Origin of the sequence: Wolbachia endosymbiont (group A) of Volucella bombylans (assembly GCF_964026965.1) — a bacterium.
In the GTDB taxonomy this organism is placed as follows: domain Bacteria; phylum Pseudomonadota; class Alphaproteobacteria; order Rickettsiales; family Anaplasmataceae; genus Wolbachia; species Wolbachia pipientis.
Genome location: NZ_OZ034717.1, coordinates 1,243,156 through 1,257,950 on the forward strand (window position 1 = coordinate 1,243,156; position 14,795 = coordinate 1,257,950).

At 35.0% G+C, this 14,795-nt stretch carries 14 protein-coding genes, 1 tRNA gene and 1 pseudogene; 9 read left to right on the forward strand and 7 right to left on the reverse strand.

From position 1 onward, the window contains the following. The first annotated feature begins 44 nt into the window (after positions 1 to 44). From AAGD51_RS06265 to AAGD51_RS06290, 6 genes are all read left to right on the forward strand, one after another. Positions 45 to 818 carry a 30S ribosomal protein S6 gene (locus AAGD51_RS06265; RefSeq protein WP_065094495.1) on the forward strand — a complete coding sequence of 258 codons (774 nt, stop codon included), beginning with the start codon at positions 45 to 47 and terminating at the stop codon, positions 816 to 818. Further along, the gene (gene rpsR / locus AAGD51_RS06270) at positions 818 to 1,093 is read left to right on the forward strand and encodes a 30S ribosomal protein S18 (protein ID WP_007548890.1); all 276 of its coding nucleotides are present in this window, start codon (positions 818 to 820) and stop codon (positions 1,091 to 1,093) included. The genes AAGD51_RS06265 and rpsR overlap by 1 nt, the downstream gene beginning before the upstream one ends. 7 nt (positions 1,094 to 1,100) lie before the next feature. Then, positions 1,101 to 1,655, forward strand: a complete 555-nt coding sequence (rplI, locus tag AAGD51_RS06275; protein WP_006279792.1) for a 50S ribosomal protein L9 — start codon at positions 1,101 to 1,103, stop codon at positions 1,653 to 1,655. 6 nt (positions 1,656 to 1,661) lie between these two features. Next, positions 1,662 to 1,895 carry a hypothetical protein gene (locus tag AAGD51_RS06280; RefSeq protein WP_077188215.1) on the forward strand — a complete coding sequence of 78 codons (234 nt, stop codon included), beginning with the start codon at positions 1,662 to 1,664 and terminating at the stop codon, positions 1,893 to 1,895. After that, entirely contained in the window at positions 1,892 to 3,184 is a 1,293-nt protein-coding gene (gene purB / locus AAGD51_RS06285; RefSeq protein WP_012673216.1) for an adenylosuccinate lyase, read from the forward strand. The genes AAGD51_RS06280 and purB overlap by 4 nt, the downstream gene beginning before the upstream one ends. After that, positions 3,184 to 3,256, forward strand: a tRNA-Met gene (locus tag AAGD51_RS06290). The genes purB and AAGD51_RS06290 overlap by 1 nt, the downstream gene beginning before the upstream one ends. Before the next feature lie 170 nt (positions 3,257 to 3,426). On the opposite strand, the gene AAGD51_RS06295 is transcribed toward AAGD51_RS06290, so the two are convergent. After that, entirely contained in the window at positions 3,427 to 4,707 is a 1,281-nt protein-coding gene (locus AAGD51_RS06295) for an iron-containing alcohol dehydrogenase (RefSeq protein WP_341810440.1), read from the reverse strand. Between the two features lie 42 nt (positions 4,708 to 4,749). On the opposite strand from AAGD51_RS06295, the gene dapE reads away from it, so the two are divergent. Further along, positions 4,750 to 5,946, forward strand: coding sequence for a succinyl-diaminopimelate desuccinylase (gene dapE / locus AAGD51_RS06300; protein ID WP_182320691.1), 1,197 nt, complete (start codon positions 4,750 to 4,752; stop codon positions 5,944 to 5,946). Between the two features lie 101 nt (positions 5,947 to 6,047). Here dapE and AAGD51_RS06305 read toward each other — a convergent pair. From AAGD51_RS06305 to icd, 3 genes and pseudogenes are all read right to left on the reverse strand, one after another. Beyond that, a pseudogene (locus AAGD51_RS06305) lies at positions 6,048 to 7,422 on the reverse strand (IS66-like element ISWen3 family transposase). Between the two features lie 123 nt (positions 7,423 to 7,545). Continuing rightward, a complete protein-coding gene (nth, locus tag AAGD51_RS06310; RefSeq protein WP_006279797.1) occupies positions 7,546 to 8,184 on the reverse strand; it encodes an endonuclease III in 639 nt (212 codons plus the stop codon). Between the two features lie 27 nt (positions 8,185 to 8,211). Beyond that, on the reverse strand, positions 8,212 to 9,639 hold the full coding sequence (icd, locus tag AAGD51_RS06315; RefSeq protein ID WP_006279798.1) for an isocitrate dehydrogenase: 1,428 nt from the start codon (positions 9,637 to 9,639) through the stop codon (positions 8,212 to 8,214). Positions 9,640 to 9,784: 145 nt separating this feature from the next. On the opposite strand from icd, the gene AAGD51_RS06320 reads away from it, so the two are divergent. Next, positions 9,785 to 10,321, forward strand: a complete 537-nt coding sequence (locus AAGD51_RS06320; RefSeq protein ID WP_236514544.1) for an RDD family protein — start codon at positions 9,785 to 9,787, stop codon at positions 10,319 to 10,321. 22 nt (positions 10,322 to 10,343) lie between these two features. Then, a complete protein-coding gene (locus AAGD51_RS06325; protein ID WP_341810442.1) occupies positions 10,344 to 10,817 on the forward strand; it encodes an RDD family protein in 474 nt (157 codons plus the stop codon). Here AAGD51_RS06325 and AAGD51_RS06330 read toward each other — a convergent pair. The 3 genes from AAGD51_RS06330 to AAGD51_RS06340 form a co-directional block, all read right to left on the reverse strand. Further along, entirely contained in the window at positions 10,814 to 12,196 is a 1,383-nt protein-coding gene (locus AAGD51_RS06330) for an IS66-like element ISWen3 family transposase (protein WP_007548562.1), read from the reverse strand. The genes AAGD51_RS06325 and AAGD51_RS06330 overlap by 4 nt on opposite strands. Before the next feature lie 280 nt (positions 12,197 to 12,476). Continuing rightward, positions 12,477 to 13,880, reverse strand: a complete 1,404-nt coding sequence (gene rho / locus AAGD51_RS06335) for a transcription termination factor Rho (RefSeq protein WP_007549497.1) — start codon at positions 13,878 to 13,880, stop codon at positions 12,477 to 12,479. A 199-nt stretch (positions 13,881 to 14,079) separates the two neighbouring features. After that, entirely contained in the window at positions 14,080 to 14,682 is a 603-nt protein-coding gene (locus tag AAGD51_RS06340; RefSeq protein ID WP_006279803.1) for a cell cycle transcriptional regulator TrcR, read from the reverse strand. Between the last annotated feature and the right edge of the window lie 113 nt (positions 14,683 to 14,795).

Here is a 14,795-nt window from a genome sequence, read left to right on the forward strand (position 1 = left end):
GCTTTATATAATGAAATATTTAATCGGTATTAAAGGAAGATATAGTGAATCTTTATGAATTTACTTTTATAACACAACAAGGATTATTACAGCAAGAAGTAGAGGAGATGGTCCAAGAGCTAGCTGTTTCATTGAAAAATATTAAAGCAGATGTTATGTTCCAGCAAATCAGGGATATTCTGAAAAAAGGAAATGACAAGCTTACAACACAAGAGTTAGAAGTGCGTGCTGAAAACATTAAAGAAGGTCTAGTTGCTTACTCTGATTTCTTGGAAGATCTTACAAAAATTTTATGGGTTGAATTGGAAGAAGATCTTTCAAATTTGAAAGAAGTGAAGTCAAAAATCGATAAAGAGTTGAAAGATGACCTAAAAGATTTAGGAATAACGCAAGATTTTACAAAATTTCTAGGAGGCAGTACTAAAAGTGCGTTTATCCATAACGCAGTAAATGCTTTGAAGAGAAATATTTCAGAACATCTAATAAAGATTTTTCAAGATATTTTGAAAGATTTTAGAATAAACGGTCCAACTCAATCGAGCAAAGCGTTGGAAATGCTTTTGAAAAACATTGAAGCATCAGGATTAATCAAGTATGAACATTGGGGTCTTTTGGATTTTGCATATCACAAAAATAAAATGAAGAGCGGTCATTATTGTATAATGTGCATAAGTTCTACTGCAAGCATTCTGGATGAATTTATGCGTAGAATGAAACTTAATGAGAACGTTATTCGCCACTTTCCTGTGCAGGTTGATAAAATTTTTGAAGGTAAATCTCATATGATGAATAAACAAATTGAGGAGCAAAGCGCATAATGATGAAAAGACGAAATAGTTTTAATAATTCATACGTATCTGTAAATAATAGGACTGGCTTTAGGCGTTCTAAAGTTTGCCCTCTTGCTGCGTCTAAAGATGAAGACATAGATTATAAGAATATAGATTTATTATCCAAGTTTACCTCTGACTATGGTAGGATATTACCTAGAAGATTAACAGGCGTATGTGCAAAAAAACAAAGGAAGTTACGCTTAGCGATCATAAGGGCACGTTTTTTAGCTCTTATTCCTTACTGTACTAAAAAAGTTTAGGTAATTTATGTTGATAATTTTAAAGGAAAATATAAGGACTTTAGGTAAGCTTGGTGAAGTTGTCAAAGTTAAACCAGGTTATGCACGTAATTTTCTTTTTCCACAAAGAAAAGCGGTGAAAGCTACCAAGGAAAATTTAACAAAGCTAGAGGAGCAACGTTTATTACTGGAAGAAGAGAATATAAAAAGATTAAATGTAGCAAAAGAGCTTGCATTGTCACTACATGATAAGTTTGTGGTATTGATAAAGCAAGCTTCAGAGGATGGTAAAATTTTTGGTTCTGTAACAACACGTGAAATTGCGAAAATTTTACTACAAGAAGGACATGTGATAGATCACCGTAGTTTATCTTTTGGTGGAGTAAGCATCAAAAACTTGGGTGAATACCAAGTAAACGTAGAATTACATAGTGAAGTAGTAGTACCAATTACTATATACGTCGTGAAATCCGAAACAGATGCAAATGAGCTAAGGCAAGTAAAATTGCAAAATCAGAAGTCTGAGCAACAAGAGGCAGAGCAAGATGCGAATAAAGAAGCTACTGATGGTGATGATAGCTGATCAAAGATGATCCCTTGTTATAGTCGTAAAGAAATGTCTGCCATGGCTAAGCTGGTGTCATCCCAGTGCTTCCCTCATGTCATCCCAGTGCGTGACACTGGGATCCAGTTTATTTCATCATGGACATTATTTTATGCTTCTAGAATCCGTTGTCCATTGAATAATTTGCAAATACTTTTATACCTGGATTCCAGTGTCACGCACTGGAATGACACCATTATTGGAATAAATCAAAAATGATTCCCCGCTATAGCAGAAAAGAAATGTCTTCCATTTGGGAGGAAAATAATAAATTTAATATATGGCTTAAAATAGAAAAATTAGCGTGTGAAGCTCAAGCAAAGTTAGGAGTGATTCCGAATAATATTGCTGAGAACCTCTCTGGTGCTATTGAATTTGATGTTGAATGTATCAACGAAATTGAATCCATTGTAAAACATGATGTTATAGCTTTTCTGACATATATTGCTAAAAAAGCGGGAGTTGATGTTCGTTATCTTCATTATGGAATGACAAGTTCTGATGTTTTGGATACATGCCTTGCGGTGCAACTGAAAGAGTCCTGTGATATTTTGCTCGAGAATCTAAAAAATTTACTTGCAGCATTGAAAAAAAAAGCTGAGGACTATAAAGATATTGTTTGTGTTGGACGCAGTCACGGAATGCATGCAGAACCAACAACTCTTGGAATAAAATTTGCCAGATTTTATGCTGAATTTAAACGCAATTATCAGAGATTAATTAGCGCGCAAAAAGAGATCTCAATTTGTAAAATATCAGGTGCAGTAGGCAATTTTGCAAATGTTGATCCGTTTGTTGAAGAATATGTAGCGAAAGAAATAGGACTCATACCTGAAATCATATCGTCTCAAGTCATTCCTCGTGATAGACATGCTATGTTCTTTTCAGTTTTGGGAGTGATTGCAAGCTCAATAGAAAATGTTGCTGTTGAAATTCGTCATTTGCAAAGAACTGAAATCGGCGAAATTTCTGAGCATTTTTCCACTGGGCAGAAGGGAAGCTCTGCTATGCCACACAAATGTAATCCTATTTTAAGTGAAAATCTGACTGGACTCTCACGTTTAATACGCAGTTATGTTTTTCCTGCGTTAGAAAATGTTGCATTGTGGCACGAACGTGATATATCACACTCGTCTGTGGAAAGATGCATTGCTCCTGATGCTTGTATAACAATGGATTTTGCTTTAGTGCGATTAACAGATTTGATAGATAAATTGGTGATCAATAAGGAAAACATTGAAAAGAACTTAAATTCTTCAAAAGGTTTAGTTTTCTCACAGCGTGTATTGCTTGAGTTAGTAAATAGTGGTTTGGCGAGGGAAGAGGCGTATAAAATTGTTCAGAGCAATGCAATGAAAGTGAAACAAAACAACAGTGATTTTCTGGCCGAATTGAAACAAGATAAACCCTTACTTAAGGTTATTAACTCGGAAAAACTTGAATCTTTGTTTGATTTGAAGTATTATACGAAACATATAGATCGTGTATATAATAAGGTTTTTAATTAGGCTGAGTAGCTCAGTTGGTAGAGCAGGAGGATCATAATCTCTTGGTCGGGGGTTCAAGTCCCTCCTCAGCCACTCGAACTAAACTATGTTTAGCAAAGCAGTGCTATTGGTGAAACCCAGTGTCAGTTACTTGGAATGAGTTGTATATCCACTCAGGTGAGGAGACAATGGATAAGAGATTGTGAAAAGGGTTTAGCTTTTGGCCTATGATCTCTTTAAATGACAGAATTTCACTACAAAACTTAACTTTCTTCTATGCAGTTAGCTAAGTCAAGAAAGGTGAATCTATCTCTTGTTGTAAACGCAAGATCGACCACTTTACAATATTGTTCTTTATTCCAACTGAGGTGCTCTGGTAAGTGTGGAATTGATAGATCTTCAAATATTTTTTGCAGGTGTTTTGCAGGTAGTAAATTTTGCTTAATTAAACTGGAAATATTATGCCATTCTTTACAAATAATCTCTTGGATTTTTTGCTGCATAATTTGCTTCTGTTCAAAAGTTCTTACAAATTCGATATTATCAAAGCACTGAGTTATATGTTTTACATCTAAAGTGGTCGGTTTGATAATCGGGTTTTGTATTGATAATATCTTTTCCTGCAAATTAGCCATGGTAATCGTCGTAACAGCAATTTTTTCGCCATGTAGTAAGGAATGATCTCTTGTTACCATTTCCATTGCGTGAGCTATCATATGCTCTCCTTGGCTTGCAGAATAGCTGCCTTTTGATATTACCATTCCAAGTCCTGAAATTAGTAGAACTTCCATAAGTAATAGGACCACTTTTCTACTTCTTTTAGTAAGCGCCGTATACTTTCTTAGCAAAATTTGCTCCAAATCGCGAACAAGTGTAAAAGGTAATTCATTGTATTCTGTGCCAAGCAACAAATGAGATAGTAGCCAGTCAGCCTGAACTGTTGAACGACAAATGAAATCTGCAAATCCGCTTAATGTGAGACGCAGTGGTGCATTGGCAAGTATGTCTATATCTATATATACTGCTCTTGGAAGATGTGCTTTGAACGATTTTTTATATCCATTTACTAATATTGAAGCATTTGCAGAGGTATATCCATTCATAGAAGCGGCTGTTGGGAACGATATATAATCTTTTTTCTCGAGGTAGCTTGCATATTTGCAGATATCGTTAACAGTGCCGCTACCAAATGCAACTATTAAGTCACTGTCTTTTGCTTTGTTTCTAACTAGATTTACGGTTTCAAGAGAGGCAGCTCTGCTTGGTGTCATGCAAGTAGCTGACACTGGGATCCAGGAAAACAACTTATGGATTCCAGTGTCACGCGCTGGAATGACAGGTGGAGCTGGAATAATTAAGTTAGGAATTTTATTAAGTACGTTTTTGTTTAAAAGTTTTGCTGTATTTTTATCTGCAACTAGAAAGACGTCATTTCCGTGTCGTGTGCATATTTCATAGATATCATCAGCAAGGTAGTAATCTGTTATTACTTCCCTTAGAAAAGTTTGTTCGGTTTGATGTAATATTTGTTTTAAATAGTGCATAGAGTGTTTACAATATAGCAGTATAAGTATTTTAAGATTGACATGAAAATTGACCCTGTAGAGCTAACTAGGAAATTGATCTCTTTTGAGAGTATAACACCAGAAGACAGCGGGGCAATAGAGTATATAGCAACAATCTTCAAGAAGAGCGGCTTTGATTGTGAGATTTTAGAATTTGGTGATAAAGTTAAAAATCTTTATGCGAAATATATAAATGGAGTACCAAATTTGTGCTTTGCTGGGCACGTTGATGTTGTACCACCGGGTCAGTTAAAAGATTGGGCATTTGGTCCATTTAATCCAGAAGTGAGGGATGGAATGCTATATGGAAGAGGGGCCGCTGATATGAAAAGCGGAGTAGCTGCATTTATTGCTGCTATGGTAAATTTGATTGCAGAGAAGTTTCAATTTAATGGTTCGATAAGTGCATTGATTACCAGTGCTGAAGAAAGCATGGAAGAATATGGAACAAAGGCAGTTTTGGAATGGATGAAAAATAAGCAGAAAAAGATAGATTTTTGTGTGGTTGGCGAACCAACCAGTAGTAAGAAATTAGGTGATACCATAAAAATAGGCAGAAGAGGTTCTGTAACATTTGAATTAATTTGCCATGGAAAACAAGGGCACGTTGCCTACCCAGACCTAGCAGACAATCCAATATATAAGGTAATATCGATATTGAGTAAGGTAAAAAATACTACTTTTGATCATGGTAATAAATATTTTCAGCCTTCACATTGCGAAGTTACTACTATCGATGTTGGAAATAATACTAGCAATCTAATACCTGGCTCAGCAACTACACGTTTTAACATTCGATATAACAATGAACAAACACCGGGTGGCTTATATAAGCTGATTGATGAAATATGCTCTAGTGTAACTAACGATTATAAGCTTTTTATGCATAGCAGCAGGGACGTTTTCCTCTCTACTCCCGATAGGAATACTGATATTATGCTTGATGCAATAAATAAAGTTACCAGTATTGATGCTGCGTTGAGCACAAGTGGTGGCACATCTGACGCTGCGTTTATCAAAGATGTTTGTCCAGTGATTGAATTTGGTATAATCAACAAAACTGCACATCAGATAAACGAATGCGTATCAGTAAACGATATACACAAGTTAACAGCTATATATAAGGAATTTATAGAAAATTATTTCAATCCCACTAATAAAATATTGAATCAGGTCAACGTGGTTAGTAATATATCTAGTGGTCCATTGTTAGCTTAGATGTAATCAGATCTCTTGCATAACTGTTGTTTGAATAATAACTTGTATCATTCCAGCAAAATGTGTCAAGTAAGTTTTTTGTATCCGTTCAGGAGAGTGGTTTAAGAAACAATAGATAGGAGATTTTGGAAAGGATTGAGACCCCTTTGTTTCCAAGTTAAGTATAATGAAATTATCCGCTCAAGGAATGTATTTCCCCGCTTTGATTGTGTAAAATATGAGTTTTTGCGATAAACGACATAATGCCGAATTTGCCGTTCAGCGTGGTTATTTGTCAGCGGAATATTTTCTGGGTCATCTAAAAATTTCCACATCATTCTTTCAGATCTCAGAACATTTTTTGCAACTCGAGAGGCTCCAATTGCTTCAGGTAAACGAGATATCTCCTTCAAGTAATACTTTGTACGTTTTCTTAATTTTCTGGCACGTCTGACAAACCTCAAAACATCTATCTCACTTTTTAGTAAAGCTTTTTTTAGTGCAAATAATTCAGTGGCCACGTTTCTCAAGTAACAGCCCAGAACTTTAACTTCAACTATGTGCTAATCTTTCAAAATCTCTTGATAAATGTGCCCAACAGATTTGCCTGTTTTTATCGGCAAAATAATTGTATGCTGCATACCTGTCAGTTATTACCAAGCTATTGCGATTGCAGAATTTACTATTTTGTAAAACTTTCATTCCTCTTGACTCTGTAAATTTTACAAAACTTGCCGTATTGCTTGCAAACATCCAACACCAAGCGAGTTTACCTTTGTTATAATGGCTCGTTTCATCAATATGTAGAACTTTACTCCTACTTATCTCTTGTTCGATCTGCTCATACATTTTTTTGCATTTTGAAGCAACTCTATGTTCACTATTTGATATGCTACCGACGCTTATGTTCAAATTGAAGATATCATTTACGACACTCGCTATTTCGCGTTTTGAATTTTTGTAGAATCCGCTGAACGCTGCAATTATTGACTTAACCCTTGGACCAAATGTATCTGGCGTAACACCTTCCGGTAACTTGCTACTTCTTCTCTTTCCGCATCTCCGACAACGGCCATGTTCTAACTGATATTCCACTACATAAGGCTTGATTTCTGGAAGATCAACTTTCTGATGAATATATGGTTTTTCACATATTGCAATTTCTCCTCCGCATTCGCAAGTATTAGGCAACTCTATCTTTACTACTTTATCTGCATCCATGTTGGCGCGAAAACTTCCTTTATGACCAACCTGACCGCCAATATTCCTTTCGCTTTTCGGCTTATTCTTTTTTATTTTATACAACTCTTTGGAACTTGGTATTGATGAATTTTTTGAGCTTAAACCGAGTCTTTCTCTTAACTCAGCATTTTCTATCTTTAAAGCCTTATTTTCTGCTTTTAAACTTTCATTCTCTTTTTCCAATCTTTCTATTTTTGCTTCTAACCTTTCTATTTTTTGCTGTAAATTTTTGCAAAGTTCTAAAAGGTTTACCATATTATTTCACTTTTGCTCTATGATTATCTTTTTAGATCACCTTGTCTACCTTATTCTGCCACTCCGCTGAACGGATACAGTTTTTTCGTTTCTATAGCTACTTGGATGACAAAAGAAGAAATACTAGACTTTATACCTTTTGCACTCAAATTCACATAAATCATGAATTATGCACGTTTCACACGAAGGTTTCTGTGCTTTGCAAACATATCTACCATGCAAAACTAGCCAATGATGAGCATAAAGCAGGTATTTTTTGGGAACCACATTTAAAAGAGATTGCTCTGTTTTAAACACATCTTTTTCTTTCACAAGCCCAATTCTATTGCTCACTCTAAAAACGTGAGTATCAACTGCCAATGTTGGAATGCCCAGCCCCGAATTTAAGAACACATTAGCGCTCTTTCTCCCCACTCCAGGCAAAGACACCAAATCATCAAAATTAGTAGGTACTTTGCTGTTGTATCGTTCTACCAATATTTTACTAAGCCCGATTATATTTTTTGCTTTGGAATTATATAAACCAATACTGCTTATGCATTTTTTCAGCTCACTCTGCCCAAAGCTCAGCATTTTTTCTGGCGTATCAGCGATATTAAATAGTTCTCTTGTAATTTTATTAACGCTTACATCAGTTGTCCGCGCTGATAAAACTATCGCAACCAGTAACGTAAAATGATTGGTATAATTTAGCTCTATTTTTGGCGCAGGATTTGATTGTTGAAACTTTTCAAATATTAGTTCTACTTTTTTTGAGTCCATTTCATTTACCACACCTCTTTTAAATATTTAAACAAAGAACCCCTCTTTCCCATCATACAAATACAATTTGTCCATTCTCACCACGTCAAAATTGTGTTCTTCAAGTTTGATTAGCAAGTTATTCACATCACTATTTGTAATAGCTTGCTTTTCATTATTTGCGATAAACCTACAGGTTATTTGATCACTTGAAGGTTTTGAGTTTCCTGGCCAAATCGCAAGACCTTTTGAGTATATTGCTATCATTTGCAGATTACTCGATTCAAATAACCTAACTATTTGGTCAAAGTTGCTGGATTTGTCCCAAGCAAGCGCTATATCACTACCTACTAGCTTTTTGGTTTTATAGTCCTGTTCATAGCTATTTTGTATTTCACTTATTTTGCTATTTGTACTGCTACCGACTGTAAGCTCAGATAATGTTTTCGGTTTTTTTCCTAGATTATCTATAACGGCTTCTGCAAATTCTTTGGTACCAATTTTCTGTTTACTCTTTTTCTCTTTATATAAATCGGCGGTATGTATTCCATCCTCCAAAGTCTTGAGCCATGCATCGTAAATTAGTTTTGCAGTACTCACTTGACTGATGTAGACCAACATATGCACTGCAGCATTCAAAAGTCCAGAAGGATTAGCTATGTTTTTTCCTGCAATATCAGGAGCAGAACCGTGCACTGCTTCAAACATTGCATATTCATTACCTATATTGCTACTTCCAGCGAGTCCAACAGATCCAGAGGTTTGCGCCACAATGTCCGATAATATATCGCCATATAAGTTCTCGGTTACTATAACATCGAAATTCTCCGGTTCTGTGGCAACACGTGCCATCCCAATATCGACTATATAATGTTCTGCCTTTATGTCCGGGTATTCCTTTGCAATACGATCAAACGCCGCATGGAAAGTTCCGTCAGTCATTTTCATTATGTTATCTTTAGTAAGACAAGTTACCTTCTTTCTACTATGTTTTTTTGCATATTCAAAAGCGTACCTGCATATTTTTTCTGAGCCGGATCTAGTAATAATTTTAGTGCATTGGTAAGAGTCACCAGTGAGCCTGTGCTCTATTCCGGTGTAAACGTCCTCTTCATTTTCACGTATTACTACGATATCAAACTTATCGAATTTATTTTCTATAACAGGATGATATGAAATGCATGGTCTGATATTTGCATACAACCCTAGATTTTTTCTGAGTGCAACGTTTAAGCTTTTGTGGCCTTTACCTTGAGGAGTTGTTGTCGGAGATTTTAATAATATTTTTGTCCTTTCAATTGATTCCCAACCACTTGGAGAAATTCCGTGAGACCATTCTTTACTATAAACACGCTCCCCTATTTCAATAATATCTATTGAGATTTTCGCTTCTGCTTCGCGCAATATCGACAGCACCGCTTCCATGATTTCTGGTCCGATACCGTCGCCATATGCAACTGTGATTGGTGTTGACATAACTTCCCTAGTTATAAATGATTTAATATTAATTTAAATAATAGAGTGGCACAAGTAGCTAATATTACCCAAGTTAGTATATTTACGGTTATTTAATAACGTATTTTTATATTATATGATGATATTATGAAATATAGGTGGGGTTATGAATACTGAAATAAATGTTAAAGTAAATTATGTAGGATTTACAAGGCGTATTGTAGCAGAAATACTTGACCTCATCATATTTTCCCCTCATTTTATCTTCGGTTTTATCTATGGTGTATTCATCGTATCATTACAAGATCAAGATAAAGACTCTTTTCAGGAAATTGCACAACTAGCAACAGAAATACCATTTATAGTTTCTGCAGTGGTCGCAACATTAGTACTAACAATATCCAAAATATTAATGGTAACAAAACTTGGTGGTACCCCAGGAAAACTATTGTGTGGTATGCATATTAAAGATGCTAATACATTTACAAATGTTACCCTTATGCAAGCAACAATAAGATGTATTTCTAAGGGAAGCATCTGGATTATTTTTCGCTTTTTGCCTCATCTGCATTATCATGGTTATACTTTTCTATATCTTTTAATTGTGCTAATTTTATTTTTGTTTGCAGTATTTGATCAACGCAAACAGACTTTTTACGATAAAATTGCAAAAACAGTAGTGATAGACTATAAATCTAGTTGATATTTTTCTTTATAGGTAGTACATGGATAAAAAAGTAAACTACTCAACGATGACAAGACGTACTCTAGCATTTATAGTTGATTGTATTTTATTTATCGCAATACCATTTGGTTTAATGGCGGTGGGTTTCTCACTTACACACGCAATACAAGGGATCATGGGTGCAATAATTGTAATCACCACGATTGTATTTTCTTTATTTTTAATGATACCATGTATATTTCATATATTCATGCTAGTAAAATTTGGCGGCACTCCAGGACACTTGTTATTTAGCATGCGCGTAAAAGACAAAGATACATTTGAGTCAATCACTACAATGCAAGCAATGAAAAGGACTATAGCTCTTTTTATAATTTATTGCATATCACTTTGTAATCCCATTTTATTCTTAGCTATACTAATCTTAGTTTTAGTATGTGCAGTAGGTGATGAACATAAACAAGCTTTTCACGACAAAATTGCAAACACGTATCCGTTCAGGAGAGTGGTTTAAGAAACAATAGATAGGAGATTTTGGAAAGGATTGAGACCCCTTTGTTTCCAAGTTAAGTATAATGAAATTATCCGCTCAAGGAATGTATTTCCCCGCTTTGATTGTGTAAAATATGAGTTTTTGCGATAAACGACATAATGCCGAATTTGCCGTTCAGCGTGGTTATTTGTCAGCGGAATATTTTCTGGGTCATCTAAAAACTTCCACATCATTCTTTCAGATCTCAGAACATTTTTTGCAACTCGAGAGGCTCCAATTGCTTCAGGTAAACGAGATATCTCCTTCAAGTAATACTTTGTACGTTTTCTTAATTTTCTGGCACGTCTGACAAACCTCAAAACATCTATCTCACTTTTTAGTAAAGCTTTTTTTAGTGCAAATAATTCAGTGGCCACGTTTCTCAAGTAACAACCCAGAACTTTAACTTCAATATTCCAACTATGTGCTAATCTTTCAAAATCTCTTGATAAATGTGCCCAACAGATTTGCCTGTTTTTATCGGCAAAATAATTGTATGCTGCATACCTGTCAGTTATTACCAAGCTATTGCGATTGCAGAATTTACTATTTTGTAAAACTTTCATTCCTCTTGACTCTGTAAATTTTACAAAACTTGCCGTATTGCTTGCAAACATCCAACACCAAGCGAGTTTACCTTTGTTATAATGGCTCGTTTCATCAATATGTAGAACTTTACTCCTACTTATCTCTTGTTCGATCTGCTCATACATTTTTTTGCATTTTGAAGCAACTCTATGTTCACTATTTGATATGCTACCGACGCTTATGTTCAAATTGAAGATATCATTTACGACACTCGCTATTTCGCGTTTTGAATTTTTGTAGAATCCGCTGAACGCTGCAATTATTGACTTAACCCTTGGACCAAATGTATCTGGCGTAACACCTTCCGGTAACTTGCTACTTCTTCTCTTTCCGCATCTCCGACAACGGCCATGTTCTAACTGATATTCCACTACATAAGGCTTGATTTCTGGAAGATCAACTTTCTGATGAATATATGGTTTTTCACATATTGCAATTTCTCCTCCGCATTCGCAAGTATTAGGCAACTCTATCTTTACTACTTTATCTGCATCCATGTTGGCGCGAAAACTTCCTTTATGACCAACCTGACCGCCAATATTCCTTTCGCTTTTCGGCTTATTCTTTTTTATTTTATACAACTCTTTGGAACTTGGTATTGATGAATTTTTTGAGCTTAAACCGAGTCTTTCTCTTAACTCAGCATTTTCTATCTTTAAAGCCTTATTTTCTGCTTTTAAACTTTCATTCTCTTTTTCCAATCTTTCTATTTTTGCTTCTAACCTTTCTATTTTTTGCTGTAAATTTTTGCAAAGTTCTAAAAGGTTTACCATATTATTTCACTTTTGCTCTATGATTATCTTTTTAGATCACCTTGTCTACCTTATTCTGCCACTCCGCTGAACGGATACGCAAACACGGTAGTGATAGATTATAAACCTAGTTGATATTTTCCTTTAGCTGTCTGCCACCAAGGGTGTCATTCCAGTTTCACGCGCTAACTTAAGGTAAATTGCCAACTTAACTATAAATATATTTTGGTAAATCCAAATTATTTTAGCTATAAGAGCGTTTTACTTTTTGCTCAGCATATCCATCATAACTGGCTTACTTTTAGTGATTCATGGAGTTAAAAAAGTCAGCATTGCTCTTTGTTAAAAGTAGTTTGTCACGTAAAAATTCCATTGCTTCAACGGGTCCCATAGGATTGAGTATCCTACGCACCACCCATATTTTATTTAGTATAGCCTTATCAACTAATAGCTCTTCCTTCCTTGTTCCGGATTTTGTAATATCAATAGCTGGAAATATACGTTTATCAGAAAGTTTTCTATCAAGTATGATCTCAGCATTTCCTGTACCTTTAAACTCTTCAAAAATAACTTCATCCATTTTTGAACCAGTCTCTATAAGAGCTGTGGCGATTATAGTTAAAGAACCCCCATTCTCAATATTACGAGCTGCTCCAAAAAAGCGTTTTGGTCTCTGCAGTGCGTTTGAATCTACACCACCAGTTAGAACTTTCCCAGACGAAGGAATAACCGCATTATAAGCACGTGCAAGTCTAGTAATATTGTCAAGTAGAATTACCACATCTTTTTTATGCTCAACCATTCTTTTAGCTTTTTCTATTACTATTTCAGCAAGCTGTACGTGACGGTAAGCAGGCTCATCGAACGTAGAACTTACTACCTCACCTTTTACAGAACGTATCATATCTGTTACTTCTTCAGGTCTTTCATCTATAAGTAACACTATTAATTCTACTTCAGGGTGATTTATAGCTATAGAGTTAGCCATTTGCTGAAGCAATACAGTTTTTCCTGTGCGAGGTGGAGCAACTACTAACGCTCTTTGCCCTTTTCCAAGAGGAGCTACTATATCTATAGCACGCATGCTTAAGCCTTTTTTATCATCACCATTATTACACTCAAGTACTATGCTTTCCTCAGGATAAAGAGGAAGCAAATTATCAAAATGGACGTACTTTCTTAATTCACTTACTTCAGTAGAGTTTATACTTTGAACCTTAGTTAAAGTAAAATATCTCTCTTTATCACCAGGTGGCCTTATTTCTCCATATGCCATATCTCCTGTACGTAAATTAAACTTCTTTATTTGCCCGTTAGAAATATAAACATCATCGGTACTTGGGGCATAATTTGCACTTGCTGAACGTAAGAAACCAAAACCATCAGGCAATATTTCCACTATTCCACTCCCTGTGGTTATGCCTCCTTCTTCACTCATTTTTTTCATTAAGCTGAATATTATTTCCTGCTTTAGCATTCTACCATTGCTTTTACCGTTAGTTGAAATTTTTCTTTCTTCAGCTAACTCTAACAATTCTTCTGCTGTTTTCTCTTTTAATTCGCTCAGATCTAATGTTTTTCTGTTTTTCTCAGTACCTTCATTAACCATCTGTTTTACTGTATCGTTATTGTAAATTTGCTCACTTTTTTCAGGTTGAGCTGTAACCTTTCCTTTTGCCAAAACATCTTCATTGATTGTTGTCATAATCCTCCAAAAATTTTAATTGATGCTTACTAACCTAAAATGTGACTATAAGATAATAAATTAGGCTGAGTTAGTTTCAGTGCGTATTAAGCTTAATTATCATTAAACCCCGTACTTTACTTACATTATACTAATAAACACTAGCAAGTCAAGTTAATTTAATGTTAACAAAACACAAAAATTTGAGGATTTTCAATAGCTATTCTTTATATTTTTTTAACCTTTCTTGCTTCTCCTCTTCTACTTTTGCTTTTTCCACTTCTGCTTCTAAATTTTCTTGACTACATAAGCCGAGTAGTACAGGATCTTGGGGTTTTATATTTTGCATGTTATGATGAGATCCATCTCTTACCTGCTCAACTGTGTAATTTGTTGTACTAATTAATTTAGCTATAACGTTATCGTCCAAGATAGGAAATTTTTTTACTAAATAATAAATCGCATCAGGTTTATCTCTACGTCTTGCCGTAGAGGCAAAGCCAAGAATGCTACCAATCGCTTTACTCCTTTTTTTTATATTTTTTATAATCAAATTTGGTACACGATTTGGATTTTTTTTGCAATCATCGATTTCTTTTTCAGTAATTATTCCAGAAATAATAGGGTTATATTTTTCTACTTCTATTTCCTCATCAGCTATGTCTTGTACTTCTTCAAGGGCCAATCTGCAACATTGTGCTATTTGATTAAAAGTTAAACCAGTGTTGTCTACTAACCAAGCAGCTATTTGCACTAGAAACTGTTTATTTCTATCGTTATTGCCCTTAGAAGATTCCATTGACATCAAAAAAGCATCTCCCATTTAAAGTATCCCTTACTGTTATACAGAGCTAAAATATAAACTATTAAAACTAAAAAAGCATTAATTTTGTCATTCAATAACTTTTTGTTTGTCACTTCCCACCTCTTAAGTTA

Excerpts from the sequence above, each read along its gene's own strand:
- icd (WP_006279798.1), bottom strand. The coding sequence starts at position 9,639 with ATGTCAACACCAATCACAGTTGCATATGGCGACGGTATCGGACCAGAA.
- purB (WP_012673216.1), top strand. The coding sequence starts at position 1,892 with ATGATTCCCCGCTATAGCAGAAAAGAAATGTCTTCCATTTGGGAGGAA.
- rho (WP_007549497.1), bottom strand. The coding sequence starts at position 13,880 with ATGACAACAATCAATGAAGATGTTTTGGCAAAAGGAAAGGTTACAGCT.
- AAGD51_RS06320 (WP_236514544.1), top strand. The coding sequence starts at position 9,785 with ATGAATACTGAAATAAATGTTAAAGTAAATTATGTAGGATTTACAAGG.
- nth (WP_006279797.1), bottom strand. The coding sequence starts at position 8,184 with ATGGACTCAAAAAAAGTAGAACTAATATTTGAAAAGTTTCAACAATCA.
- AAGD51_RS06280 (WP_077188215.1), top strand. The coding sequence starts at position 1,662 with ATGATCCCTTGTTATAGTCGTAAAGAAATGTCTGCCATGGCTAAGCTG.
- AAGD51_RS06330 (WP_007548562.1), bottom strand. The coding sequence starts at position 12,196 with ATGGTAAACCTTTTAGAACTTTGCAAAAATTTACAGCAAAAAATAGAA.
- rplI (WP_006279792.1), top strand. The coding sequence starts at position 1,101 with ATGTTGATAATTTTAAAGGAAAATATAAGGACTTTAGGTAAGCTTGGT.
- AAGD51_RS06340 (WP_006279803.1), bottom strand. The coding sequence starts at position 14,682 with ATGGGAGATGCTTTTTTGATGTCAATGGAATCTTCTAAGGGCAATAAC.
- AAGD51_RS06295 (WP_341810440.1), bottom strand. The coding sequence starts at position 4,707 with ATGCACTATTTAAAACAAATATTACATCAAACCGAACAAACTTTTCTA.
- dapE (WP_182320691.1), top strand. The coding sequence starts at position 4,750 with ATGAAAATTGACCCTGTAGAGCTAACTAGGAAATTGATCTCTTTTGAG.
- AAGD51_RS06325 (WP_341810442.1), top strand. The coding sequence starts at position 10,344 with ATGGATAAAAAAGTAAACTACTCAACGATGACAAGACGTACTCTAGCA.
- rpsR (WP_007548890.1), top strand. The coding sequence starts at position 818 with ATGATGAAAAGACGAAATAGTTTTAATAATTCATACGTATCTGTAAAT.